Here is a 26,804-nt window from a genome sequence, read left to right on the forward strand (position 1 = left end):
CCGCGGCCTGCACCCCCGCTCGGCCCTTCCGCGTCTCACTTGCTCGTCAGGCATCTTTGCAGGTCAGCGAGGTGAGCCAGGCCTTGCTCGCTGGCGCGGCGACTCCCAGCGGGCGTATGTTCGCAGCAGCGGCAGAGTCGGCGAGCCGGTCGTGCCGCACCGTGCAGGGAGGTCCGTGACACATGTCCGTTCCACCACGTGAAGGCGTCCCCGGCGCCGAGGGCACCCCCGCCGTGCCGTCCGCGCTGCTCGGCCGGCACCGCGACAACCACCGGCACCGGGACGTCAACGGCGGCTGGCTGCGGCCGACGGTGTTCGGTGCGATGGACGGCCTGGTCTCCAACACGGCGCTGATCGCCGGCGTCGCCGGGGGCTCGGTGGCGCCGGCCACCGTGGTGCTCACCGGCCTTGCGGGCCTGGCCGCCGGGGCCTTCTCCATGGCGGCGGGGGAGTACACCTCGGTCGCCTCGCAGCGGGAACTGGTCGAGGCGGAGCTGGAGGTCGAGCGCCGGGAGCTGGCCGGGCATCCCGAAGGCGAGCAGCGGGAGCTGGCCGACCGCTTCCGGGCGCGCGGCGTGGAGCCGGCGCTGGCCGACGCGGTCGCGGCGCAGCTGTCGCGGGACCCGGAGCAGGCGCTGGAGATCCACGCCCGGGAGGAGCTGGGCGTGGGGCCCGGCGACCTGCCCTCCCCGTTGGTGGCCGCCGTCTCCTCCTTCGCCGCCTTCGCCGTCGGCGCTTTCCTGCCGCTGATCCCCTACCTGCTGGGGTCCGTCGTGCTGTGGCACGCGGTGGCGCTGGCGCTGCTGGGGCTGTTCCTGTGCGGGGCCGTCGTGTCCAAGGTCACCGCCCGCTCCTGGTGGTACAGCGGGCTGCGGCAGTTCATCCTGGGGGGCACCGCCGCCGCGCTGACCTACGGGCTGGGGACCGTCCTGGGTTCCGCGATCGGCTGACCGCGGTGGGTGACGGCGGTTACCGGAGGGTTTCAGTTCGGTTGCCACGGGGCAGAAGCGGAAAACGCCACGGGCAACGAAGCCCGACAGGCGCCCGGGTACCGAGCGGCTTTGATCCCGTTTCGCTACCTTGTCTCTCCGTCGCCCGACACCCGCTCGGGTGTCCGCATGATGGACTTCGCTATCCAGTTCTCGGGAAGCTACCCATCATGTAACCTGCACGAAAATTTGTTCTGCAGAGGGCCAACGTCGTCCCTCGGCACTTGCACCTTGCCACGACGACGACGGGAGAGCCGATGCGTGCTGCGTCTATGGCGGCCCACCCTGCCAAGCAGGGGTTGTACGACCCCCAGAACGAGCACGACGCCTGTGGCGTCGGCTTCGTGGCCACCCTGACCGGCGAAGCGAGCCACCAGCTCGTGGAGCAGGCGCTGACCGTGCTGCGCAATCTCGAACACCGCGGCGCCACTGGTTCCGAGCCGGACTCCGGTGACGGCGCGGGCATCCTGCTGCAGGTTCCGGACGCCTTCCTGCGCGAGTCGGTCTCCTTCGAGCTGCCCGAGCCGGGCGCCTACGCCGTCGGCATCGCCTTCCTTCCCCCGAACGTCTCGGAGACCGAGCAGGCCGTCTCGCAGATCGAGACGCTGGCCGCCGAAGAGGGCCTGCGGGTGCTGGGCTGGCGTGAGGTGCCGGTCGCTCCCGAGCTGCTCGGCAACGGCGCCCGCACCACCATGCCCGCGTTCCGCCAGCTCTTCGTCGCCGACGTCCCCGAGGCGGGCGCGGCGGCCCGGACCGGCATCGAGCTGGACCGCATCGCCTTCGTGCTGCGCAAGCGCGCCGAGCGGGAGGCGGCCACCTACTTCCCCTCGCTCTCCGCTCGCACCCTCGTCTACAAGGGCATGCTCACCACCGGGCAGCTGGAGCCCTTCTTCCCCGACCTGTCGGACCGCCGCCTGGCAAGCGCCGTGGCCCTCGTGCACTCGCGCTTCTCGACCAACACGTTCCCCAGCTGGCCGCTCGCACACCCCTACCGCTTCGTCGCCCACAACGGTGAGATCAACACCGTCAAGGGCAACCGGAACTGGATGCGGGCCCGCGAGTCGCAGCTCGCCACCGAGCTGTTCGGCAAGGGCGACCTGGAGCGCATCTTCCCCGTCTGCACCCCCGACGCCTCCGACTCCGCGTCCTTCGACGAGGTGCTGGAGCTGCTCCACCTGGGTGGCCGCTCGCTGCCGCACTCGGTGCTGATGATGGTGCCCGAGGCGTGGGAGAACCACGACTCGATGGACCCGGCCCGGCGTGCCTTCTACCAGTACCACTCCAACCTGATGGAGCCCTGGGACGGCCCGGCCTGCGTCACCTTCACCGACGGTGTCCAGGTCGGCGCGGTCCTCGACCGCAACGGCCTGCGTCCCGGCCGGTACTGGGTGACCGACGACGGCCTCGTCGTGCTGGGCTCCGAGGTCGGCGTGCTCGACATCGACCCCGCCAAGGTCGTGCGCAAGGGACGCCTGCAGCCCGGCCGGATGTTCCTCGTGGACACCGCCGAGCACCGCATCATCGAGGACGACGAGATCAAGTCGGCCCTCGCCGCTGAGCTGCCCTACCAGGAGTGGCTGAACGCGGGCGTCACCGAGCTGGCCGAGCTGCCCGAGCGCGAGCACATCGTGCACACCCACGCCTCGGTCACCCGCCGCCAGCAGACATTCGGCTACACCGAGGAGGAGCTGCGCATCCTCGTCGCGCCGATGGCCAAGGCGGGCGCCGAGCCGATCGGCTCGATGGGCACCGACTCGCCGATCGCCGCGCTCTCCGACCGCCCCCGCCTGCTGTTCGACTACTTCACCCAGCTGTTCGCGCAGGTCACCAACCCGCCGCTGGACGCCATCCGGGAGGAGCTGGTCACCTCCCTGCACTCCTCGCTCGGACCGCAGGGCAACCTGCTGGAGCCCAGCGCGGCGGCCTGCCGCAGCGTCAACCTGCCGTTCCCGGTGATCGACAACGACGAGCTGGCGAAGCTCATCCACATCAACGCCGACGGCGACCGGCCCGGCATGACGTCCGCCACGCTGTCCGGCCTGTACCGGGTCGGTGGCGGCGGTGAGGCGCTGGCCGCCAGGATCACCGAGGTCTGCGCGGAGGTCGACGCGGCCATCGCCGGCGGCGCCCGCATGATCGTGCTGTCCGACCGGCACTCCGACGCCGAGCACGCGCCGATCCCGTCGCTGCTGCTCACCTCCTCGGTGCACCACCACCTCATCCGCACCAAGCAGCGCAGCCAGGTGGGCCTGCTGGTGGAGGCCGGCGACGTGCGCGAGGTCCACCACGTCGCGCTGCTCATCGGCTACGGCGCCGCCGCGGTCAACCCGTACCTGGCGATGGAGTCCGTCGAGGACCTGGTCCGCGCGGGCACGTTCCTGCCCGCCGACACCGACCCGGAAGCGGCCATCCGCAACCTGATCAAGGCACTCGGCAAGGGCGTGCTGAAGGTGATGTCCAAGATGGGCATCTCCACCGTCGCCTCCTACCGCGGCGCGCAGGTCTTCGAGGCCGTCGGCCTGGAGCAGTCCTTCGTGGACACCTACTTCCACGGCACCGCCACCAAGATCGGCGGCGCCGGCCTCGACGTGGTCGCCAGGGAGGTCGCCGCCCGGCACGCCAAGGCGTACCCGGCCACCGGCATCGCCTCCGCCCACCGCAAGCTGGACATCGGCGGCGAGTACCAGTGGCGCCGCGAGGGCGAGCCGCACCTGTTCGACCCGGACACGGTGTTCCGCCTCCAGCACTCCACCCGCGAGCGCCGCTACGACATCTTCAAGCAGTACACCGAGCGCGTCGACGAGCAGTCGCAGCGCCTGATGACGCTGCGCGGCCTGTTCCGGTTCAAGGACGGCGAGCGGCAGCCCATCCCGATCGAAGAGGTCGAGTCGGTCTCGGAGATCGTCAAGCGCTTCTCCACCGGCGCGATGAGCTACGGCTCCATCTCGCAGGAGGCGCACGAGACGCTCGCCATCGCCATGAACCAGCTGGGCGGCAAGTCCAACACCGGTGAGGGCGGTGAGGACCCCGAGCGGCTCTACGACCCGGCGCGGCGGTCCTCCATCAAGCAGGTCGCCTCCGGCCGCTTCGGCGTGACCAGCGAGTACCTGGTCAACGCGGACGACATCCAGATCAAGATGGCCCAGGGCGCCAAGCCCGGCGAGGGCGGCCAGCTGCCCGGCCACAAGGTGTACCCGTGGGTGGCGAAGACGCGGCACTCCACTCCCGGCGTCGGCCTGATCTCGCCGCCGCCGCACCACGACATCTACTCGATCGAGGACCTCGCCCAGCTCATCCACGACCTGAAGAACGCCAACCCCAAGGCGCGCATCCACGTCAAGCTGGTGTCCGAGGTCGGCGTCGGCACCGTCGCGGCGGGCGTGTCCAAGGCGCACGCCGACGTGGTGCTGATCTCCGGCCACGACGGCGGCACCGGCGCCTCGCCGCTGACCTCGCTCAAGCACGCGGGCGGCCCGTGGGAGCTGGGGCTTGCCGAGACGCAGCAGACCCTGCTGCTCAACGGACTGCGCGACCGCATCGTGGTGCAGACCGACGGCCAGCTCAAGACCGGCCGCGACGTGGTCATCGCCGCACTGCTGGGCGCCGAGGAGTTCGGTTTCGCGACCGCGCCGCTCGTCGTCTCCGGCTGCGTCATGATGCGCGTGTGCCACCTGGACACCTGCCCGGTCGGCATCGCCACGCAGAACCCGGTGCTGCGCGAGCGGTTCAGCGGCAAGGCCGAGTACGTCGTCAACTTCTTCCAGTTCGTCGCCGAGGAGGTCCGCGAGATCCTCGCCGAACTGGGCTTCCGGACGCTGGACGAGGCCGTCGGCCGCGTCGAGGTGCTGGACACCTCGCGGGCGGTGGACCACTGGAAGGCGCAGGGCCTGGACCTCGCGCCGCTGCTGCACCTGCCCGAGCTGCCCGAAGGCGCCGTCCGGCACCAGGTGACCGAGCAGGACCACGGCCTCGCCAAGGCGCTCGACAACCAGCTGATCAAGCTGGCCGCCGACGCGCTCGCCGCGGACAGCGTCGAGGACGCCCGCCCGGTGCGCGCCCAGGTCGCGATCCGCAACATCAACCGGACCGTCGGCACCATGCTGGGGCACGAGGTGACCCGGAAGTTCGGTGGTGCCGGGCTGCCCGACGACACCATCGACATCACCTTCACCGGCTCCGCGGGCCAGTCGTTCGGCGCGTTCGTGCCGCGCGGCATCACCCTGCGGCTGGAGGGCGACGCCAACGACTACGTCGGCAAGGGCCTCTCCGGCGGCCGGATCGTGGTCCGCCCGGACCGCAGCGCCGACCACCTGGCGGAGTACTCCACCATCGCCGGCAACACCCTCGCCTACGGCGCGACCGGCGGCGAGATGTTCCTGCGCGGCCGGGTCGGCGAGCGGTTCTGCGTCCGCAACTCCGGTGCGACGGTCGTCTCCGAGGGCGTGGGCGACCACGGCTGCGAGTACATGACCGGCGGCCGGGCGGTCGTGCTCGGGGAGACGGGCCGCAACTTCGCCGCGGGAATGTCGGGCGGCGTCGCGTACGTCATCGACCTCGACCCGGACAACGTCAACCGCGAACTGGCCTCGGCCGTCTGCAAGCTCGACGCCGACGACCAGCAGTGGCTGCACGACGCCGTGCGCCGCCACCACGAGGAGACCGGTTCGACCGTCGCCAAGGCACTGCTCGCCGACTGGGGGGCCGCGCTGCCCCGCTTCAGCAAGGTCGTGCCGGCCACCTACCAGGCAGTGCTCGCCGCCAAGGACGCCGCCGAGCGAGCCGGACTCAGCGAGTCCGAGACCCACGAGAAGATGATGGAGGCGGCGACCAATGGCTGACCCCAAGGGCTTCCTTACCACCGGCCGTGAGGTCGCGCCGACGCGACCGGTCGAAGAGCGGGTCAAGGACTGGAACGAGGTCTACGTTCCCGGCGCGCTGCTGCCGATCATCAGCAAGCAGGCCGGCCGCTGCATGGACTGCGGCATCCCGTTCTGCCACAACGGCTGTCCGCTGGGCAACCTCATCCCCGAGTGGAACGACTACGCCTACCGCGAGGACTGGCGGGCCGCCAGCGAGCGGCTGCACGCGACGAACAACTTCCCCGAGTTCACCGGGCGGCTGTGCCCGGCGCCGTGCGAGTCGGCGTGTGTGCTGGGCATCAACCAGCCGGCGGTGACCATCAAGAACGTCGAGGTCACCATCATCGACAAGGCGTGGGACACCGGGGACGTCACGCCGCAGCCGCCGGAGCGGCTGTCGGGCAAGACGGTCGCGGTGATCGGCTCCGGCCCCGCCGGGCTGGCCGCCGCCCAGCAGCTCACCCGGGCCGGCCACACCGTGGCCGTGTACGAGCGGGCCGACCGGGTCGGCGGGCTGCTGCGGTACGGTATTCCCGAGTTCAAGATGGAGAAGCGCCACATCAACCGCCGCATCGAGCAGATGCGCGCGGAGGGCACCAAGTTCCGCACCGGCGTCGAGGTCGGCCGGGACGTGGACGCGGCGAAGCTGCGCAAGCGCTACGACGCGGTGGTCATCGCCGCCGGCTCCACCACGGCCCGGGACCTGCCGGTCCCCGGCCGGGAGCTGAACGGCGTGATGCAGGCGATGGAGTACCTGCCGCTGGCCAACAAGGTGCAGGAGGGCGACTACGTCACGTCGCCGGTCTCCGCCGAGGGCAAGCACGTCGTGGTCATCGGCGGCGGCGACACCGGCGCGGACTGCGTGGGCACCGCGCACCGCCAGGGCGCCGCGTCCGTGACGCAGCTGGAGATCATGCCCCGGCCCGGCGAGGAGCGGAACGCCAACCAGCCCTGGCCGACGTTCCCCATGCTCTACAAGGTCACCTCCGCGCACGAGGAGGGCGGCGAGCGGGTCTACTCCGTCTCCACCACCCACTTCGAGGGCGACGAGGACGGCAACGTCCAGTGGCTGCACCTCGTCGAGGTCGAGTTCGCCGGCGGCAAGCTGGAGCAGAAGCCCGGCACCGAGCGGCGCATCCCGGCCCAGCTGGTGACGCTCGCCATGGGCTTCACCGGCATCGACCGGGAGAACGGTCTGGTCGAGCAGTTCGGCCTTGAGATGGACGAGCGCGGCAACGTGGCCCGCGACGCGGACTACGCCACCAACGTCGACGGCGTGTTCGTCGCCGGTGACGCCGGGCGCGGCCAGTCGCTGATCGTCTGGGCGATCGCCGAGGGCCGCTCCGCCGCCCGCGGCGTGGACCGCTTCCTGACGGGTGCCAGCGCGCTGCCCGCCCCGGTGAAGCCCACCGACCGGGCGCTGACCGTCTGACCCCGGCCGGGCCCCGCCGACCCGGCCCCGCAGATGTCCCGTACAACGGCGTACGGACAGCCGCCGCGGTGCCCGCCCTCACCCCCGACCGAGGGCGGGCACCGCGGCACCTCCGCGTCCGGGCGCGGCTTGGCCCGGACGGCTCCAGACCCCTCGCGGGCGGCGGCCGGACCGGAACCGGAACGGGCGCGGCCGCGTCTCATCGGCACCCCACACAGGAGGCAACGATGCGACGAAGGACTACGGCGGTGGCCCTGGCGGCGGTCGCGGCACTGGCCGCCGGCGGGTGCGGCAGCAACAACCAGAGCGTGCGTTCGGACGGCTCACCGTCCGCTTCCGAGAAGCAGACCCGTTTCGACAAGCGGGCGGCGAAGATCGAGGCGGAGTGGCCCGAGGTCAGTGCCGTCTCCGGCCGTCCCGACGACATGCTGCCGCTGGAGGACGCAAGTCCGCCCGGCTCCGACGACACCACCTTCGAGGTGGCCGTCGGCCACGGGGCCTGCGACGAGGACTTCGGCGTGCACGTGAAGGAGTCCGAGGGCTACGTGGTCGTCGCCGGCTGGGCGAAGCCCAAGGACGTCGACTTCTGCACCGACCAGCTGCTCATCGACGACGTCGAGGTCGAGCTGGAGCAGCCGCTCGGCGACCGGACCGTGGTGGACGCCGCCACCGGCAAGGACCTGCTGGAGAAGTAGACCCGCCTCACCGCACGGCCGTGCCCCTTACCCCCAGCCCGACCCGACGGCCCGGAACCGCGACCCCGCGTTCCGGGCCGCCGTGCGTGGCCCGGCGGTGAGTGGTCCGGCCGTGAGTGGCCCGGCAGTGGGACGACGGTGCTGGAGTCTCCGCAGTAGGCCGATCCGTCAAAGCTCAACCCGACGGCGGCGCCGGTCCACGCCGAAGGGCCCCGCATGGCGCAAGGTGGAAGCGTCACCGCGGGTGGCCAGGTGGTCACCCGCAGTCCGCACTGCGCTGAGGAGCCCGGCAATGAGGAAGCGTGCCATCGCCGTCGGAGCGGTCCTGTCGCTCACCCTGACCGCCTGCGGCAGCGGCAGCTCCGCCGCCGGGGACGGCGCCCTCACCGTATGGATCATGGAGGGAACGAATCCGGACTCCGGGCCCTTCTTCCGGGACGTCGGCAAGGAGTTCACCCGGCGCACCGGCGCCGATCTCAGGGTCCAGTACGTGCCGTGGCCCGACGCCCACGACAAGTTCACCAAGGCCATGGCCGGCGGCACCACACCCGACGTGGCGGAGATCGGCACCACCTGGACGGCGGAGTTCGCCGACGCCGGGGCGCTCGCCGACCTCACCGACGACGTGGAAGGCGCCGGACTCGACGAGGACCTGGTCCCGGGGCTGCGTGAGGCCGGCACCCTCGACGGGCGGCTGTACGGCATGCCCTGGTACGCCGGGGTGCGGGCCCTGCTCTACCGCAAGGACGTCTTCGACAAGCACGGCCTCGACGCCCCCGGGTCCTGGAAGGAACTGCGCGCGGTCGCGGCCCGGCTGAAGGCCGAGGAGCCGGACATGATCCCGTTCCCGGTGGTCGGCGACAACGAGTACATCCTCGACTCGTTCATCTGGGGCGCCGGCGGCGACCTGGCCACCGAGAGCGGCGGCAGCTGGAAGGCCGCCGTCAACTCCGCCGACGCCGTCCGCGGCCTCTCCTTCTACACCGCCCTCGCCACGAAGGACGGCTTCTCACCCAAGGCGGCCCACACCTGGAACGAGGCCGACCTGGTCGACAACTTCCAGGCCGGCCGTGTCGCCATGACCGTCTCCGGCAGTTGGACGCCCGCCGCCATCACACAGCGCAGCCCGGAGATGGAGGGCAAGCTCGCCGCCGCGCCGATCCCCGGACCCGACGGCGGACTCAGCCCCTCCTTCCTCGGCGGCTCCCACCTGGGTGTTTTCCAGGAGAGCCCGCGCCGCGAACTCGCCTGGGAGTTCGTGGAACTGATGAGCAGCAGCCGGTTCGCCGCCCGGTGGGCCGAGCAGTCCGGATACTTCGCCGGCCGCCGGTCCCTGGTGGAGAAGGTGCGCGAGCAGGGCGACCCGCTGGTGGCGCCCTTCGCCCGGCAGATGACCGAGGCGGGCCGGACCGTGCCCGTCACCCCCGCCTACGGCGAGATCCAGGGCAAGAAGACACTCGCCCAGATGCTGCAGTCAGTGCTCGCCGGGAAGCAGAGCGCGCAGCAGGCGGCCGACGCCGCCGCGGCCGACATGGACAAGTCCTTTGGCAACTGAGACCCCGCCCCACCCGTCCGCTGCCGCCGCCCCGGCCCGCCCCGTCCGTCCGCTGCCTCCTCCCGGCCCCGCCGCCCGCCGGGCCCACCGCAGGCGCCGCCAGCGGCCCTGGCTGCTGCTGGCCCCGGCGCTGCTGGCCGTCGCCGGGCTGCTGGTGTGGCCGCTGGCGCGGGTGGTGTGGATGTCCCTCCAGGACTACGGCCTGCGGGAGATCGTCAGCGGCACCAGCAACTACAACGGCCTGGCCAACTACCGCGAGATCCTCGGCCAGCCCTACCTGTGGACCACCGTCCTGCCCAACACCGTGCTGTTCGCGGCGGCCTGCGTCTCCCTGACCGTCGTGCTCGGCACGCTGGTGGCGCTGCTCATGCAACGGCTCAGCCCGCTGTGGCGCACGGTGTGCGCAAGCGTGCTGATGATGGCCTGGGCCATGCCGGCCGTCACCGGCACGTACGTGTGGATCTGGTTGTTCGACCCGCTGAACGGCGCCGTCGTGCAACTGCTCGGCGGCCTGGGCGCGGTGGACCCGGCCGACACCAACTGGTTCACCGGCCGGCTCTCCTTCTACGCCATCGCCACCCTCAACGTGGTGCACCACAGCTTCCCGTTCGTGGCCGTCACCGTCTTCGCCGGGCTGCTCACCGTCCCCAGGGAACTGTACGAGGCGGCCATCGTCGACGGCGCGAACGCCTGGCAGCGCTTCTGGTCGATCACCGTGCCCGCCATCAAGCCGGTGTTCATGGTGGTGCTCATCCTGTCGACCATCTGGGACTTCAAGGTGTTCGTGCAGCTCTACCTGATGCCGGGCGGCAACGGCGCCAACCGGGACGTGCTCAACCTCGGTGTGTGGTCCTACGTGGAGTCCTTCGCCCAGCGCCAGTACGGCATGGGAGCCGCCGTCGCCGTGCTGCTGACGCTGCTGCTCCTGGCCGTCACCACCGTCTACATCCGCACGCTGTTCAAGGAGGGTGAGGAACTGTGAGCGCCTCCCTCGCGTCCCGCAGGGCATCGCCCCCGCCCCGAAGGACGTCCCTGGTGTCCCGCGCCGCGACCGCTGCGGCCGTCGCCGCGCTGCTCGCCTTCACCGTGCTGCCGGTGTACTGGATGGTGACGTCGGCGTTCGACCCCCGGGCCGACGCCCGCGGTGCGAACCTGCTGCCGAGCGGCTTCACCCTCGACCACTTCCGCTTCGTGTTGGACGAGGGCGGCTTCGGGCGCTTCCTGCTCAACTCGGCGCTGGTCGGCGCCGGGACGGTGCTGCTGGCCGGCGTGCTGTCGCTGCTGGCGGCCGTCGCGGTGGCCCGCTTCACGTTCCGCTTCCGCACCGCCGTCCTGGTGATGGTGCTGGTGGTGCAGATGGTGCCGCTGGAGGCCCTGGTCATCCCGCTGTTCGTCCAGATGCGCAACCTGGACATGCTCAACAGCCTGCTCGGCCTGACCGTCGTCTACCTGGCGTTCTCCCTGCCGTTCGCGATCTGGATGCTGCGCGGCTTCGTCGCCGCGGTGCCGCGGGAGGTGGAGGAGGCCGCCTACCTCGACGGCTGCACCTGGCTGCGGATGTTCCGCAGCGTGCTGCTGCCGCTGGTCGCCCCCGGGCTCGTCGCCACCAGCGTGTTCTCGTTCATCGTGGCCTGGAACGAGTTCGTCTTCGCGTTCACGTTCCTCCAGGACGAGAGCCGCTTCACCGCCGCCGTCGGGCTGCACCGCTTCTTCGGGCAGCACACCAACGACTGGGGCGCGGTGATGGCCGGCTCCACTCTCATCACGCTGCCGGTGCTCGTCTTCTTCGTGCTCGTGCAGCGCAGACTGTCCTCCGGGCTCGCCGCGGGAGCCGTCAAGGGCTGACCGACCGGCACCCCGCTGACTGTCACCCCGCAGGACAGCCCTAGGGTGCCGAGGATGAGCACCGACGGCAGCATCCTCGTCCTGTCAGGCCCGCCCGGCGCGGGCAAGACCACCGTGGCCCGACTGCTCGCCTCGCTGCGGCCGGCCCCGGTGGTGCACCTGCACGCCGACGACTTCTGGGCCAACATCGTGCACGGAGCGGTGTCCCCCTACCGGCCCGAGGCGGACGCGCAGAACGCCACCGTCGTGCGGGTGCTGGCCGGGGCCGCCGCCGGGTACGCGGCGGACGGCTACCAGGTGCTCGTGGACGGCGTGATCGGCCCCTGGTTCCTGCCTCCGATCCGGCAGGCCGCCGAGGCGGCGGGGCTCGACCTGCACTACGCGGTGCTGCGGCCGGACGAGCAGACCGCGCTCGACCGCGGCACCGCCCGCCCCGACCACCCGCTCACCGACCCCGGGCCGATCCGGCACATGCACCGGCAGTTCGCCGACCTGGGCGAGCTGGAGAGCCATGTGCTGGACTCCTCCCTGCTGGACAGCACCGCCACCGTCGACGCCGTACTGCTCGGCCTGGCCGACGGCCGCTTCCGGCTCTGAGACCGCGCGGCGGGGCCGGGCCGGGCACCACCGGGGGCTGTCAGGTGTCGCACTCCAGGACCGTGCGGCACAGCCCGCAGCGGGCCCGCACCCGGCCCCGCACCGGCACCCGGATGCGCTGGAAGCAGGTCGGGCAGTCGAAGGCGACCCGCAGCTGCGAGCGGTTCTCGAAGGTGTAGGGACCGCTGGTCACCGGCCCGGCGCCGTCCGCCAGCCGGTCCCGCGCCCACCGCCGGTCCCGGGCGTAGGCGCGGCGGCCCGCCCAGCCGGCCGCCGTCAGCGGCGGGCGCCGGGCGTCCTCGTCCGCCTTGCGGCGGCCCGCGGTGTACGCCTCGTAGGCCTGCGGGCTGGTGAACCACACCGACGGGTCCTCGCCGAACACCTCCGCCCGCTTCGCCAGGACGTAGCCGAACTCCTCCGGCGTCAGGTAGCCGAGCTTCTGCGAGGACAGCCGGTCCTGCCGGAAGGCGTCCAGCAGCAGCCAGCCCGCACCCAGGTAGGTGGCGACGGTGTCGGTGAGGATCTCGTTGTTGCGGACCCCGTCGAAGGCCAGCCCCAGCCGGTGCAGGTAGACGTGGGTGATCTCGTGGGCCAGTGCCGCACCGATGTCCCTCCGGTGCTCGCGGAAGCGCGCGTTCAGCTCGACGAAGTACTCCGGGCCGCCCGCCGGCTCGATCTGCGCGGCGTGTTCCATCTCCCGGAACGTGACGACCACCGGTGCCTCGGGCAGCCGCAGCTGCGCCACCATGACCCGGGCCACCCGCTGCGCGCCGAGCCGCAGGTCGTCGTCGTCCGCGAACGCCACGTCGGCGGGCACCACACTCAGGTCGAAGGACCGCACCCCGTCGCCGGACAACCGGCGGTACAGCGCCGTCACCGCCTCGCGCACCGTCTCCAGATGCGGGAACCCGCGTTCGACGTCCCGCCCAGCGGCCACGCCCTCACCCCCGTCCGACGCTGCCCACTGTACGGGCAGCCCGCCGCCGCGGGCCTGCCCGAACGCCCGCGCGCGCCCGAACGCCCCTCGCCGCCACCCGGTGGCGGGCGGCGGCGCGGGGCGGGGGCGGGCGGCGGCTCATCCCCGGCAGGCGGCGGGTCAGCGGGTGACGGTGTGCCGCTCGTTGGGCACGCAGTGCGTCATGGTGAGCCCGGAGACGTCCCGCGGCGGGTTGCTGCCGAGGTTCGCCAGCCGCTTGCGGTCCTCCTCGGTGAGGTCCTGGGTCGTCAGCGGCTCCAGGTGGGACACGTCGGACGGCCCGATGCCGAGCCCCTCACCGACCCGCAGGCCCAGGTCGTTCTCCACCAGCAGGAAGTGCCACACCATGCGCTCCTGCACCGCCCGGTCGCACTGGGAGATCAGGTCTACGAAGTTCTCGACCAGGTCGTCGCGCTCCCAGTCCTCCATCAGCAGGTACCGCTGGCCGGCCTGGAGGTAGTCGTTGGCGCGGGGAATCCGCTTGCGGGTCAGCCGGCCGTGGATCTCCGGGCCCTGCTCGTCGTGCGTCGGGTACTGGCCCTCCCGCACGCCGCCGGTGATCGACGGCTCGTAGTTGACCTCCGGGTTCGCTCCGGCCTGGTCCTGGTAGTGCGCCATCTGGCCGTCGCGCTGGTTGGTGCGCACCTCGGCGTTCTTGGCGTGGTTGACCGGGACCTGGAGGTAGTTCGGGCCCACCCGGTAGCGCTGGGTGTCGCTGTAGGAGAACGTCCGGCCGACGAGCATCTTGTCGTCGGAGAAGTCCAGGCCGTCCACCAGCACGCCGGTGCCGAAGGCGATCTGCTCGTTCTCCGCGAAGTAGTTGTCGACGGTCCGGTCGAGCACCATGCGGCCCACCGGCCGCGGCGGGAACTCCTGCTCGGGCCAGGTCTTGGTGTCGTCGAGCGGGTCGAAGTCCAGCTCCGGGTGCTCGCCGTCCTCCATCATCTGCACGACCAGCTCCCACTCGGGGTGGTCGCCCCGGTTGATCGCCTCGTACAGGTCCTTGGTCGCGTGCCCCAGCTCGCCCGCCTGGACGTTGGCCGCGTCCTCCTCGGTCATGCTGCGCACGCCCTGCTTGGGCAGCCAGTGGTACTTGACCAGGACGGTCTTTCCCTCGCTGTTGACCCACTTGTACGTGTTCACGCCGAAGCCCTGCATGTGCCGGTAGTCCGACGGGATGCCGCGCGGGCTGAACAGGTTGACCAGCATGTGCATGCTCTCCGGCGTCTGCGACATGAAGTCGAAGATCCGGGCGGGCTTCTGCTCGTGCGAGACCGGGTCGGGCTTCAGGGAGTGGATGACGTCCGGGAACTTCACCGCGTCCCGGATGAAGAACACCCCGAGGTTGTTGCCGACGAGGTCCCAGTTGCCGTCCTCGGTGTAGAACTTCACCGCGAAGCCGCGCGGGTCGCGGGCCGCCTCCGAGGAGTCGCGGCCGCCGATCACCGTCGAGAAGCGCACCGCCACGTCGGTGCGCCTGCCGCGCTCCTGGAACAGCTTGGCCCGGGTGAACCTGCTGATCGGCTCGTCGCCCCAGGCCCCGTACGCCTCGAAGAAGCCGTAGCTGGTCACGCCGCGGGCGTGCACCACGCGCTCCGGGATGCGCTCCCGGTCGAAGTGGCTGATCTTCTCCAGGAAGTGGTAGTTCTCCAGCGTGGCCGGGCCGCGGGCCCCGACCGTGCGCTGGTTCTGGTTGTCGTAGATCGGGTGGCCCTGCCGGTCGGTGAGCACCGGCCGGTCGTCGTCCGAGGGGGACCCTGCGCTCGATACGTCTGTCACGGCCCTGCGCTCCTTGACTTCTCGGCTTCCCGGTCGCCCCGGGACTGCACGGTGGGAGGCCGGCGTGCCCGCGCGGGCACGCCGGCCGGGGACGGCCCAGTACCCGGGTGTGCGCCAGCCATGCAGGCGCACGCCCGGCTGACCCGGACGGCCCAGCCGGCGGTTTCCCGTGCCGCCCCCGGGTACTCCGCGTCCCTCGGGCCGTGCTGCCCCCGACGCCCGCCGCCCACCACCGGAGGCCCCGTGAGCGACCACCAGAACCACCAGGAGCAGGACCGTCCCCGAACCCGGGAGACGCACCAGGAGACGCACCGCGACCCGAACGCGCGGACCCCCGACCCGCCGGAGACCGGCGCCGGCTCCGGTGCGGAGACCGAGCACGCCGGGCAGCTGGAGGAGGTCGGCGCAGAGGGGGAGGCGGGTACCGAGGTGGACGCCGAGGACGGCGAGCCGGCCGGGGGCGACGTCGAGCGGTCGCGCCGCGCGGACCAGGAGACGCCCGACTGACGGCCGTACGTCGCACCGGTCTGAGCGGGCTGAGCACACGGGTCCCGGGCGCACGGCAGCGCGCACCCGGGACCCGCGCACGCGCCGAGTGGGGGCGTGCGCCCGGTGGGGGAGCGGTTCAGCTGTGGGCGCCGGCGCTCAGGGACGGGCGGTGCGCGCGGTGATGTGCACGGCGGCGCGCCCTGCGTCCGTGGCAGTCATGCGGCCACCGTGCGCCGGGTGGCTCGACCCGGACTCGAACCACCCGGCGCCTGCCGCGACGCGCTGGCCGCTGTGCCCTTCCGCAGCGTGGACACCCCGCACCCGGCAGGGCCGGCCCGTCTAAGGTCGCTGTCCATGAGCAACGGCGACATCGACGAGTCCGTACAGGCGGAACTGACCCGGCTGCGGGAGAGCATCGACAACATCGACGCCGCGGTGGTCCACATGCTGGCGGAACGCTTCAAGTGCACCCAGCAGGTCGGCCGCCTCAAGGCCGCCCACGCCCTGCCGCCGGCCGACCCCTCACGCGAGGCCCGGCAGATCGCCCGGCTGCGCCAACTCGCCGAGAACGCCCGGCTGGACCCGGCCTTCGCGGAGAAGCTGCTGACGTTCATCATCGCCGAGGTCATCCGCCACCACGAGACCATCGCCCGCTCCTGACCCACCGGCCCCACCCACCGTCGGCCGCCGTCCCCCGGGGCCTGCTGCGGGCCGGTGGCGGGGTGCGGCAGCATGTCCCCATGTCCGTACTGACGCGCGACGAAGCGCAGACCCGAGCACACCTCCTCGACGTCCACCGCTACACCATCGACCTCGACCTCACCCGCGGCGAGCAGGTGTACGGCAGCACCACCCGGATCAGCTTCACCGCCCGGGAGCCCGGCGCCACCTTCGTCGAGGTGCGCCCCGCCGCCCTGGGCCGGGCCGTGCTCGACGGGCAGCCGCTGGACACCACCGCCGAGGACGGCCGCATCCGGCTCGACGCGCTGGAGGCCGGGCCCCACGAACTGCTCGTCGAGGCGGACATGCGGTACTCGCACACCGGCGAGGGCATGCACCGCTTCACCGACCCGGCCGACGGTCTCAGCTACCTCTACACCCAGGTCTGCCAGTCGGACGCGCCACTGGTCTTCGCCTGCTTCGACCAGCCCGACCTCAAGGCGGAGTTCGCCGTCACCGTCACCGCCCCCGAGGGCTGGACGGTGCTCGGCAACGGGATCAGCACCCCCGTCGAGGGCAGCCCGGGCCGCTGGGAGTGCGCCACCACCCCGCCCATCAGCACCTACCTGATGGCCGTGGTCGCCGGCCCCTACCACTCGGTCCGCACCGAGCACGCCGGGCTGCCCTTCGGGCTGCACGTGCGGCGCTCGCTCGCCGAGCACCTCGACGCCGACGCCGCCGAACTCCTCGACATCACCCGGCGCTGCTTCGACCGCTACCACGAGATCTTCGACGAGCCCTACCCCTTCGACTCCTACGACCAGGCGTTCGTACCGGAGTTCAACTCCGGCGCCATGGAGAACCCCGGACTGGTCACCTTCCGGGACGAGTTCATCCACCGCTCGGCCGTCACCGACACCCAGCGCCAGAGCCGCGGCATGGTGATAGCGCACGAGATGGCCCACATGTGGTTCGGCGACCTCGTCACGCTGCGCTGGTGGGACGACATCTGGCTGAACGAGTCGTTCGCCGAGTACATGGGTTTCCAGGTGCTGGCCGACGCCACCCACTGGAAGGGCACCTGGACCGACTTCGCCGTCAACCGCAAGGGCTGGGGCTACGACGCAGACCAGCGGCCCTCCACCCACCCGGTCGCGCCCGCCCCCGAGGACGTGCCCGACACCGCCGCCGCCCGCCTCAACTTCGACGGCATCTCCTACGCCAAGGGCGCCTCCGCGCTGCGGCAGCTCGTCAGCTGGCTCGGCCCGAAGAACTTCCTGGCCGGCATCAACGCGCACTTCGCCCGGCACCGTTTCGGCAACGCCACGCTCGCCGACTTCCTCGACTCGCTCGCCGGCTCCACCGACCGTGACGTGCACACGTGGGCGGGCCACTGGCTGCGCACCACCGGGGTCGACACGCTCACCCCCGAGCCGGCCGCCGGCAGCGCGCCCGGGACCTGGCAGCTCGGCGTGCGGCACGACGGGAGCCGCCCGCACCGCCTGCTCGCCGGCTGCTACGACCGCGCCCCCGCCGACCCGGCGCGGCTGGTGCTGCGCGACCGCGTCGAGATCGACGTGCCGCAGCCGCCGGGCACCACCGCCGTCACCCTGCCCGGTCCCCGGCCCGACCTGGTCCTGCTCAACGACCACGACCTCGGCTACGCCAAGGTCCGCCTCGACGCGGAATCCTGGACCACCGTGCGCGAAGCCCTGAGCGGACTGCCCGACCCGCTCAGCCGGGCCGTGGTGTGGAACGCCGCCCGGGACATGGTCAGGGACGGTGAACTCGCCCCCGCCTCCTACCTGGAGACCGCCGCCGCCCACCTGCCCCACGAGAGCGACAACGCCGTGGTGCAGGGTGTGCTCGCGTTCGCCCGGACCTGGGTCGCCGACCGGTACCTGCCTGCCGCTCGCCGCCCGGCCGCGCTCGCCACGCTGCACGCCCTCAGCCGGGAACTCCTCGACCGGACGGCGCCGGTGGCGTCCGGCGCCGCGCAGCCGCCGGGTGCCACCGGCATCCGGCTCACCGCGGTGCGCCACCACATCGCCTCCGCCACCGAACCGGGCGGGCTCGAAGCCTGGCGCGCGGCGGGCACCGTGCCTGGCGGGCCCGAACTCGACCCGGAACTGCGCTGGTTGGTGCTCAATCGGCTCGTGGTCCTCGGAGCGGCAGGCGAGGCGGACATCCGCGCCGAAGCCGAACGCGACCCGGGCGCGACCGGCCGGGAGAGCGCGGCGCGCTGCCGGGCGGCGCTGCCCGGCGCGGAGGCCAAGGAAGCAGCCTGGCAGGCCCTGTTCGGGCCGGCCGACAGCCTGTCCAACTACCTCTTCGCCGCCACCGCCCAGGGTTTCTGGCAGGCCGAGCACCTCGACGTGCTCCAGCCGTACGGCGAGCGCTTCTTCACCGACGCGCCGGCCGTGGCCGAACGGCGCGGCGACTCCCTCGCCCAGTTCGCCGTCCACTACGGCTTCCCGGCACCGCTGGTCGACAACGGCCTGCTCAAGCGCGGTGAGGCGGCGCTCGCCGCGGTCCGCCAGCCCGCCTTCCGCCGGCCGCTCGCCGACCAGCTCGACGACCTGCGCCGGGCGCTCGCCGTCCGGGGCGACTGACAGCACCCTCGGCGGCCACCCGCCCGTCACCACAGCCACGACCGCGACCCCGGCCGCAACCGCGACCACTACCCGCACGAGCCCGGCCCCGCCCCGCGCGGCCGGGCTCGTCGGTGTCCCGGCCCGGCGGGGTCCCATTACCAGAAAGGTCCGGCCGACACCTCCTCCGCGTACCACCTTCGGGCGAACCCTTCCGCACCGCGCCGGTCCCGGAGCGGTGACGCCCTACGGTCATGGCTCACGGCACCCCAGCCGCAGCAGAAAGAGCGCCGCCCATGCCCGTGCCCACCGACGACGCCACGCTGCTCGCGGGCGGCACCAGCGGCCCCCGCGCGCTGCGTCCGCTGCTCGACACCGTGCTGACCGCCCTCGCCGAGGGGGCCGCCGACCGGGACGGCCCGCTGCCGCCCGGCGGCCCCGAAGCCACCGCGGCCCGGCTGCGCGCCGCCTGCGGACCGGTACTGCCCGAGCACGGCACCGGCGCCCACGCGGCCCTGTCCTCCCTGGTCCGCGCCCTTGCCGAAGGCGCCGCGGACCCGGCCGACCCGCACTGCGCCGCCCACCTGCACTGCCCGCCGCTCGCCGTGGCCGCCGCCGCTGACCTCGCCGCCAGCGCGCTCAACCCGTCGATGGACTCCTGGGACCAGGCGCCCGCCGCCACCGCCCTGGAGGAGCGCACCACCCGGGCACTCGCCGCACTGGTCCACCCCCGGGAGCACGACCCCGACGCGCTGCTCACCACCGGCGGCACCGAGTCCAACCAGCTCGGCCTGCTGCTCGCCCGCGAGCGGACGGGCCCCCGGCTGCGGGTGCTCTGTGCGGCCTCCGCCCACCACAGCGTGGGCCGGTCCGCATGGGTGCTCGGCCTCGACCGGCCCGTGGTGCTGCCCGCCCCGCGCGGCCTGCTCGACCCCGCAGCCCTGGACGCGGCCCTCGCCGAAGCCACCGCCGCCGGTCTGCCGGCCCTGGTCGTCGCCACCGCCGGCACCACCGACACCGGCGCGATCGACCCGCTGCCCGCCGTCGCCGACACCGCAGCCCGGCACCGCGCCGCCCTGCACGTCGACGCCGCGTACGGCGGTCCGCTGCTGTTCAGCGACCGTCTCCGGCACCGCCTCGACGGCCTGGAGCGCGCCGACAGCGTCACCCTCGACCTGCACAAGCTCGGCTGGCAACCGGTCGCCGCCGGCCTGCTCACCGTGCCGCGCGCCGAACTGCTGGCCCCGCTCGGCCACCAGGCCGACTACCTCAACGCCGACGACGACACCCGGGCGGGGCTGCCCGACCTGCTGGGCCGCTCCCTGCGCACCACCCGGCGACCCGACGTACTGAAGATCGCCGTCACCCTGCAGGCCCTCGGCCGCAGCGGGCTGGGCCTCCTCGTCGAACGCACCTGCGCAGCCGCCCGCCACCTCGCCGACCTCGTCGAGGAGCACCCCCGGCTGGAACTGCACGCCCGGCCCTGCCTCTCCACCGTGCTGTTCCGTCCGACGTCGGCCGATGACGAGCAGGTCGCCGCGATCCGCCGCCACCTGCTCGGCACCGGACGGGCGGTGCTCGGCCGTGCCGAGCAGGACGGCCGACGCTGGCTCAAGGCCACCCTGCTCAACCCCCACGCACGTTCCGCCGACCTGACCGCGCTGCTCACCCTCGTCGACGACAGTGCCCGAGAGAAGGACCTCCAGCCATGAACGCACCCGGGCCCGCCCCCGACAGCGCGGTACAGAGCGAAGCCCCGCTCGACGTCGCCGCCGTCGGCATCGGACCGTTCAACCTGTCCCTGGCCGCACTCGCCCAGCCCCTCGCCGGCCTGCGGCTGGCCGCCTTCGACCAGCGGACCGACTTCCGGTGGCACCCGGGGCTGCTCATCGACGGCACGACCCTGCAAGTGCCCTTCCTCGCCGACCTGGTGAGCCTGGCCGACCCCACCAGCCGGTTCAGCTACCTCAACTACCTGCGGCTGCACGAGCGCCTCTTCCCCTTCTACCTCGCCGAGCGGCTGCACACCCCGCGGGCCGAGTTCGACGCCTACTGCCGCTGGGTCAGCGCCGAACTCGCCGCCGACGACGGCTCCAGCACCGGTCTGCACTTCGGCCACCAGGTGGACGCCGTGCGCTGGAACCTCGAACGGGCCGTCTTCGAGATCGACTTCACGCGGCTGGACCAGGACGGCGAGGCGGACGCGCTGGGCCGCGCCTACGCGCGCAACCTGTCGCTGGGCATCGGCACCGCGCCGCAGGTGCCCGAGCCGCTGCGGCCCCTCGTCGAGGCGCCCGCCGTGCCGGTGATCCACTCCGCCGACTACCTCGACCACCGCGAACGCCTGCTCGCCGCCGAGCACGTCACCGTGGTCGGGTCCGGCCAGTCGGGCGCCGAGGTCTTCCTGGACCTGCTCACCCACCGCCCGGCCGGCCAGGAGCGCCTGCACTGGCTGACCCGCAGTCCGGCGTTCGCGCCGATGGAGTACAGCAAGCTGGGGCTGGAGCACTTCACACCCGACTACGAGCGGTACTTCCACGCGCTGCCCGAGCAGACCAGGAACACGCTGCTGCCCCGGCAGAACCAGCTCTACAAGGCGATCGACAGCGGGACGATCGACGACATCCACCGCGAGCTGCACCGCCGCACGCTCGGCGGGGGCTGGCCGAGCGCCGTGCTCACGCCGGGGGTCACGGTGCGCACGGCCGGGCGGATCGGCACCACCCAGATCGAGCTGCACCTCCAGCACGTCGAGCAGGACGAACGCGACCGCCTCACCACCCACGCGGTGGTGCTCGCCACCGGCTACCGGGAGCGTTCGCTGGACCGCATCCTGGCGGCCCTGGACCCGTACATGCGCCGCGACGCGGCGGAACGCCCCCGGGTGGACGCGCAGCACCGACTGGTGCTCGACCCGGCCGTCACCGGTGACGTCTTCGTGCACAACGCGCAGACGCACACCCACGGAGTGGGCACACCGGACCTGGGTCTCGCGGCGCACCGCAGCGCGTCCGTGCTCAACACGCTGACAGGTGCGGAACCGTATCCGCTGCCCCGCCGAACGGCCTTCACCCGCTTCGGGCTGCGCCGCCCGGCGGCCGACGCGGAGACCGCCCTCCGCGCCGGGCAGTCCGCGCTGCGCCCGCTCCCGGCCAACTGAGGGCCGTCCCGGACGGGACGGCGCCGGGCGGGACGGCCGTGCCCGGGCGGGGGACGACCGGGTGGGAGCGCCGTGCCCGGAAGTGCTCGCGGTGGCCGCCCGGGTCTGCCAGGGTGACTGCATGACCGACACTCCCGCCCCCGTGAGCCCGCCCGGCAGCAGCACCGGCGCCGCCGCCCTGCCGCGGGTCGCGGTGCGGGGTGAGGCGCTGCTGGAGGCCGATCCCGAGATCGCCCGGATCGGCGTCACCGTCCAGGCGCGCGGCTCCGACCGGCGCGCGGCGCTGGAGGACCTCACCCGCCGCAACGCCGAGGTGCTGGAACTGGTGCGGAGCTACGGGGAGGCCGTCGAGTCCACCGAGACCGGCTCCTTCACCCTGACTCCCGAACTCAGCAAGCACGGCCGGGGCGAGCGGGTGCGCGCCCACCACGGCCGGGTGCACCTCCAGGTGGTGCTGCGCGACTTCGCCGCCCTGGGCGAACTCAGCACCCGCCTCGCCGAACTGGACCTCACCCGGGTCGACGGCCCCTGGTGGTCCCTGCGGCCGGATTCGCCGGTGCACCGGCGCGCCCGTCAGCACGCCGTGCGGGAGGCCGTCACCCGCGCTCGTGAATACGCGCAGGCGCTCGGCGCGGACCTGGTCGGCCTGATCGACCTGGCCGACCTGGGCACGGAAGGCGCGTTTCCGTCTCCGGCCCCGGCGGCGCCGGGCTCGGCGCTGCGCGGTCTCGGCGGTGCGGCCCCCGAGGCGGCCGTGCCCGCGCTGGACCTCGAACCCCGCCGCCAGACGGTCCACGCCCAGGTCAACGCACGTTTCACCATCAGCGCACCGCAGCTCTGAAACCGCCTGGCACCCTGACCGGCACCGGAGGTTGTTCCGGCCCGACAACTCCGCTCATGTGAGCGGCACCCCGCGCATATTCAAGAGTTGTCAAATCCCTTTCACTCGAAGGACGTTGGCAGGCCACTTTCGGGTGGTTCTCTACTGGCTGGTAAGTCATAGGCTCGATGTATGCGCCGAGCGAAAATCGTCTGCACCCTGGGACCGGCCACCGACTCGTACGAGCAGATCAAGACGCTTGTCGAAGCGGGGATGGACGTCGCCCGCCTCAATCTCAGCCACGGCGACCACGCCGATCACGAGGAGCGGTACCGCCGGGTCCGGAAGGCGTCCGAGGAGATCGGCCGCAGCGTCGGCGTGCTCGCGGACCTTCAAGGCCCGAAGATCCGTCTCGGCCGGTTCCGCGAGGGCCCCGTACTCCTTGAAGCCGACGACGAGTTCACCATCACCGTCGAGGAGGTGGAGGGCGACCACAGCATCTGCGGCACCACCCACGCCGGGCTCGCGACCGACGTCAGCGCCGGTGAGCGCATCCTGGTGGACGACGGCCGGGTGGCGCTGGAGGTCGTCGAGGTCGACGGTCCGCGGGTGCGCACCAGGGTCGTCGAGGGCGGCGTGGTCTCCGACCACAAGGGCCTCAACCTGCCGGGTGTGGCCGTCTCGGTGCCGGCGATGTCCAAGAAGGACGCCGACGACCTGCGGTGGGCGCTGCGCACGGGGGTCGACGTCATCGCCCTGTCGTTCGTCCGCAGTGGCGACGACATCCGTGAGGTCCACCGCGTGATGCGGGAGGAGGGCGTGTTCCGGCCGGTGATCGCGAAGATCGAGAAGCCGCAGGCCGTCGACAACCTCCGAGGCATCGTCGACGCGTTCGACGGCCTGATGGTGGCGCGCGGCGACCTCGGGGTGGAGATGCCGCTGGAGGCGGTGCCGATCGTGCAGAAGCGGGCCGTCAAGCTGGCCAAGCGCAACGCGAAGCCGGTCATCGTCGCCACCCAGATGCTCGACTCGATGATCGACAACTCCCGGCCCACCAGGGCCGAGGCGTCCGACGTGGCCAACGCCGTCATGGACGGCGCCGACGCGGTGATGCTCTCCGGCGAGACCAGCGTCGGCAAGTACCCGGTGGAGACGGTGCGCACGATGGGCCGGATCGTCGCGGCGGCCGAGGAGGACATGCTCTCCGGCGGCCTGCCGCCGCTGACGCCGAGCAGCAAGCCGCGCACCCAGGGCGGCGCGGTCGCACGGGCCGCCGCGGAGATGGGCGACTTCCTCGGGGCGCGTTTCCTGGTGGCCTTCACCCAGAGCGGGGACACCGCGCGGCGGCTCTCGCGCTACCGGTCGCCGATCCCGGTGCTGGCCTTCACCCCGGACCCGGCGACCTGGGCCCAGCTCAACCTGACCTGGGGCGTCGAGGCGCTGCTCGGCCCGACCGTGCAGACCACGGACGAGATGGTCGACCAGGTGGACGAGATCCTGCTCAGGATCGGCCGCTGCCGGCGCGGCGACCTGGTGGTCATCATCGCTGGCTCGCCACCCGGTGTCCCGGGTACGTCCAACCTGGTGCGGGTGCACCACATCGGTGAGGAGGACGCCCCCAGGCCGCACCACGCGCCGCCGCTGGGCTGAGGCTGTGCAGGCAGGGGCGCGTCCGGGGCGGGCAGTGGTGGGGGAACGCGGTGCGGTGGCACTCCCGGCGGAACGTCATCGGGAGCCGGGCGCCGTCCGGAGCGGATGTCATCCGGGGGAGCCGCGCGAGGGGCGCGCGAAGCGGGAGAGGCGAAGAGGGGTGGTGTGTGGAGTGCCGGGTGCGGGATTCGAACCCGCATGCCCTTTCGGGCCGATGCTTTTGAGGCATCTGCGTCTGCCATTCCGCCAACCCGGCCGCAGCCCCCGGTGAGTGTACCGGGTAACGCCGTCCGCCCGGTACTGGGTAGGCTCGTGCTGCCCCACCTGCCCGAAAGCGAGGAGCCCAGTGAGCATCGCTGACGTCCCCGAGCCCCACCCGGCAGTCGGCACCGCCGAAGGTGCCGCGACTGCCGAAGGTGCCGAAGGCACCCGTGACCACGTGCCGCCGCTGACGACGCGCGTGGTGATCGCGGAGGACGAGGCGCTGATCCGGCTCGACCTCAAGGAGATGCTGGAGGAGGAGGGCTACTCCGTGGTGGGGGAGGCCGGTGACGGCCGCGCCGCCGTGGAGCTGGCCCGCGAGCACCGCCCCGACCTCGTCATCCTGGACGTCAAGATGCCCGTCATGGACGGGATCTCGGCTGCCGAGCAGATCGCCGCCGAGAGCATCGCGCCGGTGCTGATGCTGACCGCGTTCTCCCAGCGCGAGCTGGTGGAACGGGCGCGCGACGCGGGTGCCATGGCGTACCTGGTGAAGCCGTTCAGCAAGAGCGACGTGGTGCCGGCCATCGAGATGGCGGTGTCCCGGTTCACCGAGCTGAAGGAGCTGGAGAAGGAGGTCTCCGACCTCACCCAGCGGCTGGAGACGCGCAAGCTGGTCGACCGGGCCAAGTCGGTGCTGCAGACGCAGTACGGACTGAGCGAGCCGGCCGCCTTCCGCTGGATCCAGAAGACCTCCATGGACCGCCGCCTGTCCATGCAGCAGGTCGCCGAGGCCGTCATCGAGGACGCCGAGGAGAAGAAGCAGAAGTGACCGCCGCCGCCCGCCGACCGCCGCGCCCCTCGGGCCGACCGTCGGCGGGCGGCGGGGCGTCGCGGTGGGTGTGTGCCGCGACGCGAAATCCGTGCCTTATGCAGCTACCGGGATTCTCCCCGGCTGCCCCATGGCGGGCCGGATCAAAGGATCTTCCTCGTTAGTTCGCTCAGCGGTAAGGAGCGTCCTGTTTCCGGCACATGGCAGAGGTCACAGGGCGATCACATCTGGTCGGATTCCCTATCTGAGCTGTGGTTTGAGCAATAGATTCCGGTCCAGCCGTACGTACGTACGTGCGGCTTGCGGCGCCGATACTGCGGCGCTCGCCACATTCTGGGCCGGATCCAGGGGGTTCCACAGTGCTCAACAAGACCATCGTGAGGCTGGCCGTTCCGTTGGCCGTCGGAGCCTTGGTGCTCACCGGCTGCGGCAGCGACAGCGGCGGCGACGGCGACACGTACAAGATCGCCTTCCAGGGCCCGCTCTCCGGTGAGAACGTCCAGCTGGGCGAGAACATGGAGAACGGCATCAAGCTGGCCATCGACGAGGCCAACGCCTCCGATGACTACGATTTCACCATCGAATACGTCCCGGCTGACGACCAGGGCCAGCCCGACAAGGCGACCGCCGCCGCGCAGAAGGCGATTGACGAGGAAGTCATAGCCGTCATCGGCCCTGCCTTCTCCGGCCCCGCCGACACCGCCGCGGAATTCTACGCGGATGCCGGAATTCCGGCCGTTACCTCTTCCGCCACCCGTCCGGACCTCACCACCAAGGGCTACGAGTCCTTCCTGCGCGCGGTGCCGAACGACTCGGCGCAGGGCGCCGGAATGGCGAAGTACTTCAAGGACAACACCGACGCCAAGAAGGTCGTCGTCGTCGACGACAAGACCGACTACGGCGTTGGCCTCGCGGATGTCGCGGAGAAGGCACTGAAGGACGCCGGCATCGAGCCGATCCGCCAGAGCGCCCCGCAGAAGACCCCGGACTACAGCGCCGCCGCCAAGAAGGTCGCCAACACCAAGGCCGACGGCATGATCTACGCGGGCTACTACGAGGACGCGGGCCCGTTCGCCAAGAAGCTGGACGAGGCCGGTTTCGACGGCGTCAAGGTCTCCGGTGACGGCTCGAACGACATGCAGTTCGTGAAGCTCGCGGGCGACTCGGCCAACGGCTGGAAGCTCACCTGCCCCTGCACCGACCCGACGCAGGAGGACGCGACCAAGAAGTTCGCCGAGAACTACGAGAAGGAGTACAACCAGGCACCTGGCACGTACTCCGCCGAGTCGTACGACGTGGCGAACATGATCATCTCCGAGATCGCCGGTCTGAAGGGCGACGTCAGCAACGAGGCGCTGCTGGAGTCGCTGAAGAAGGTGAAGTACCAGGGTCTGACGAAGGAGTTCTCCTTCGACGACAAGGGTGAGTTCACCAACCAGACGATCTACATGTACGAGGTCAAGGACAGCAAGATCGAGTACGTGGGCAACATCGACGAACTGACGGGTGAGTGACCGGCTGACGCCGGACGTCCCCTCCGGCCGGTGCGGCCTTCGCCGCGCCGGCCGGCGTCTCACCGGCGGATGACGCGCTCCGCGCCCGCCGGGTTCCGCTCCCCATCGCCCTCCGGTGCCGAACGCACGGCGCGGTGGCATGCTCCCACAAGGAAGTCAG

19 protein-coding genes and 1 tRNA gene are annotated in these 26,804 nt (G+C 72.0%); 17 read left to right on the plus strand and 3 right to left on the minus strand.

What is annotated here, in order from left to right; all coding sequences use genetic code 11:
* Window positions 1-182 precede the first annotated feature (182 nt).
* From QNO07_RS12000 to QNO07_RS12035, 8 genes are all read left to right on the plus strand, one after another.
* Complete coding sequence (locus QNO07_RS12000; RefSeq protein ID WP_283991790.1) at window positions 183-950, plus strand: VIT1/CCC1 transporter family protein; 768 nt, start codon at window positions 183-185, stop codon at window positions 948-950.
* A 311-nt stretch (window positions 951-1,261) separates the two neighbouring features.
* On the plus strand, window positions 1,262-5,827 hold the full coding sequence (gene gltB / locus QNO07_RS12005; protein ID WP_502961827.1) for a glutamate synthase large subunit: 4,566 nt from the start codon (window positions 1,262-1,264) through the stop codon (window positions 5,825-5,827).
* Window positions 5,820-7,280 (plus strand): glutamate synthase subunit beta, encoded by a 1,461-nt coding sequence (locus QNO07_RS12010; protein ID WP_283991792.1) that lies wholly within the window; start codon window positions 5,820-5,822, stop codon window positions 7,278-7,280. Before gltB ends, QNO07_RS12010 begins: the two co-directional genes overlap by 8 nt.
* A gap of 227 nt (window positions 7,281-7,507) precedes the next feature.
* Window positions 7,508-7,975: a hypothetical protein gene (locus tag QNO07_RS12015; protein WP_283991793.1), complete on the plus strand. Its 468-nt coding sequence runs from the start codon at window positions 7,508-7,510 to the stop codon at window positions 7,973-7,975.
* A gap of 292 nt (window positions 7,976-8,267) precedes the next feature.
* Window positions 8,268-9,530 carry a sugar ABC transporter substrate-binding protein gene (locus QNO07_RS12020; RefSeq protein ID WP_283991794.1) on the plus strand — a complete coding sequence of 421 codons (1,263 nt, stop codon included), beginning with the start codon at window positions 8,268-8,270 and terminating at the stop codon, window positions 9,528-9,530.
* Entirely contained in the window at window positions 9,520-10,512 is a 993-nt protein-coding gene (locus QNO07_RS12025) for a carbohydrate ABC transporter permease (RefSeq protein ID WP_283991795.1), read from the plus strand. Before QNO07_RS12020 ends, QNO07_RS12025 begins: the two co-directional genes overlap by 11 nt.
* Window positions 10,513-10,565: 53 nt before the next feature.
* On the plus strand, window positions 10,566-11,375 hold the full coding sequence (locus QNO07_RS12030) for a carbohydrate ABC transporter permease (protein WP_283991796.1): 810 nt from the start codon (window positions 10,566-10,568) through the stop codon (window positions 11,373-11,375).
* 54 nt (window positions 11,376-11,429) lie between these two features.
* Window positions 11,430-11,972, plus strand: coding sequence for an AAA family ATPase (locus tag QNO07_RS12035; protein ID WP_283991797.1), 543 nt, complete (start codon window positions 11,430-11,432; stop codon window positions 11,970-11,972).
* Window positions 11,973-12,012: 40 nt separating this feature from the next.
* On the opposite strand, the gene QNO07_RS12040 is transcribed toward QNO07_RS12035, so the two are convergent.
* Window positions 12,013-12,909, minus strand: a complete 897-nt coding sequence (locus tag QNO07_RS12040; protein ID WP_283991798.1) for a hypothetical protein — start codon at window positions 12,907-12,909, stop codon at window positions 12,013-12,015.
* Window positions 12,910-13,068: 159 nt separating this feature from the next.
* The gene (locus QNO07_RS12045) at window positions 13,069-14,727 is read right to left on the minus strand and encodes a catalase (RefSeq protein ID WP_283991799.1); all 1,659 of its coding nucleotides are present in this window, start codon (window positions 14,725-14,727) and stop codon (window positions 13,069-13,071) included.
* Between the two features lie 243 nt (window positions 14,728-14,970).
* Between QNO07_RS12045 and QNO07_RS12050 the strand changes: the two genes are divergently transcribed.
* The 7 genes from QNO07_RS12050 (at window position 14,971) to pyk (ending at window position 24,097) form a co-directional block, all read left to right on the plus strand.
* Window positions 14,971-15,234: a hypothetical protein gene (locus QNO07_RS12050; protein ID WP_283991800.1), complete on the plus strand. Its 264-nt coding sequence runs from the start codon at window positions 14,971-14,973 to the stop codon at window positions 15,232-15,234.
* Between the two features lie 336 nt (window positions 15,235-15,570).
* Complete coding sequence (locus QNO07_RS12055) at window positions 15,571-15,876, plus strand: chorismate mutase (protein ID WP_283991973.1); 306 nt, start codon at window positions 15,571-15,573, stop codon at window positions 15,874-15,876.
* An 80-nt stretch (window positions 15,877-15,956) separates the two neighbouring features.
* Window positions 15,957-18,488 (plus strand): aminopeptidase N, encoded by a 2,532-nt coding sequence (pepN, locus tag QNO07_RS12060; RefSeq protein WP_283991801.1) that lies wholly within the window; start codon window positions 15,957-15,959, stop codon window positions 18,486-18,488.
* A gap of 275 nt (window positions 18,489-18,763) precedes the next feature.
* Window positions 18,764-20,179, plus strand: a complete 1,416-nt coding sequence (locus tag QNO07_RS12065; RefSeq protein WP_283991802.1) for a pyridoxal phosphate-dependent decarboxylase family protein — start codon at window positions 18,764-18,766, stop codon at window positions 20,177-20,179.
* A complete protein-coding gene (locus tag QNO07_RS12070; RefSeq protein WP_283991803.1) occupies window positions 20,176-21,627 on the plus strand; it encodes a lysine N(6)-hydroxylase/L-ornithine N(5)-oxygenase family protein in 1,452 nt (483 codons plus the stop codon). Before QNO07_RS12065 ends, QNO07_RS12070 begins: the two co-directional genes overlap by 4 nt.
* A 121-nt stretch (window positions 21,628-21,748) precedes the next feature.
* Window positions 21,749-22,468, plus strand: a complete 720-nt coding sequence (locus QNO07_RS12075; protein WP_283991805.1) for an SIMPL domain-containing protein — start codon at window positions 21,749-21,751, stop codon at window positions 22,466-22,468.
* 171 nt (window positions 22,469-22,639) lie between these two features.
* On the plus strand, window positions 22,640-24,097 hold the full coding sequence (pyk, locus tag QNO07_RS12080; protein ID WP_283991806.1) for a pyruvate kinase: 1,458 nt from the start codon (window positions 22,640-22,642) through the stop codon (window positions 24,095-24,097).
* Window positions 24,098-24,270: 173 nt separating this feature from the next.
* Here pyk and QNO07_RS12085 read toward each other — a convergent pair.
* Window positions 24,271-24,353: transfer RNA gene (locus tag QNO07_RS12085), tRNA-Leu, on the minus strand.
* Window positions 24,354-24,443: 90 nt separating this feature from the next.
* Here QNO07_RS12085 and QNO07_RS12090 point away from each other — a divergent pair.
* Together QNO07_RS12090 and QNO07_RS12095 are read left to right on the plus strand one after the other, a co-directional pair.
* Window positions 24,444-25,130 (plus strand): ANTAR domain-containing response regulator, encoded by a 687-nt coding sequence (locus QNO07_RS12090; RefSeq protein WP_502961822.1) that lies wholly within the window; start codon window positions 24,444-24,446, stop codon window positions 25,128-25,130.
* 359 nt (window positions 25,131-25,489) lie between these two features.
* Window positions 25,490-26,644 (plus strand): branched-chain amino acid ABC transporter substrate-binding protein, encoded by a 1,155-nt coding sequence (locus QNO07_RS12095; protein WP_283991807.1) that lies wholly within the window; start codon window positions 25,490-25,492, stop codon window positions 26,642-26,644.
* Window positions 26,645-26,804 lie beyond the last annotated feature (160 nt).

It is taken from the genome of Streptomyces sp. 549 (assembly GCF_030124175.1).
In the GTDB taxonomy this organism is placed as follows: Bacteria; Actinomycetota; Actinomycetes; order Streptomycetales; family Streptomycetaceae; genus Streptomyces.

What these genes read in the sequence shown, in the direction of transcription:
- QNO07_RS12075 (WP_283991805.1), top strand. Translation starts at nt 21,749, where the DNA reads ATGACCGACACTCCCGCCCCCGTGAGCCCGCCCGGCAGCAGCACCGGC.
- QNO07_RS12065 (WP_283991802.1), top strand. Translation starts at nt 18,764, where the DNA reads ATGCCCGTGCCCACCGACGACGCCACGCTGCTCGCGGGCGGCACCAGC.
- pyk (WP_283991806.1), top strand. Translation starts at nt 22,640, where the DNA reads ATGCGCCGAGCGAAAATCGTCTGCACCCTGGGACCGGCCACCGACTCG.
- QNO07_RS12015 (WP_283991793.1), top strand. Translation starts at nt 7,508, where the DNA reads ATGCGACGAAGGACTACGGCGGTGGCCCTGGCGGCGGTCGCGGCACTG.
- QNO07_RS12070 (WP_283991803.1), top strand. Translation starts at nt 20,176, where the DNA reads ATGAACGCACCCGGGCCCGCCCCCGACAGCGCGGTACAGAGCGAAGCC.
- gltB (WP_502961827.1), top strand. Translation starts at nt 1,262, where the DNA reads ATGGCGGCCCACCCTGCCAAGCAGGGGTTGTACGACCCCCAGAACGAG.
- QNO07_RS12000 (WP_283991790.1), top strand. Translation starts at nt 183, where the DNA reads ATGTCCGTTCCACCACGTGAAGGCGTCCCCGGCGCCGAGGGCACCCCC.
- QNO07_RS12055 (WP_283991973.1), top strand. Translation starts at nt 15,571, where the DNA reads ATGAGCAACGGCGACATCGACGAGTCCGTACAGGCGGAACTGACCCGG.
- QNO07_RS12035 (WP_283991797.1), top strand. Translation starts at nt 11,430, where the DNA reads ATGAGCACCGACGGCAGCATCCTCGTCCTGTCAGGCCCGCCCGGCGCG.
- pepN (WP_283991801.1), top strand. Translation starts at nt 15,957, where the DNA reads ATGTCCGTACTGACGCGCGACGAAGCGCAGACCCGAGCACACCTCCTC.
- QNO07_RS12010 (WP_283991792.1), top strand. Translation starts at nt 5,820, where the DNA reads ATGGCTGACCCCAAGGGCTTCCTTACCACCGGCCGTGAGGTCGCGCCG.
- QNO07_RS12020 (WP_283991794.1), top strand. Translation starts at nt 8,268, where the DNA reads ATGAGGAAGCGTGCCATCGCCGTCGGAGCGGTCCTGTCGCTCACCCTG.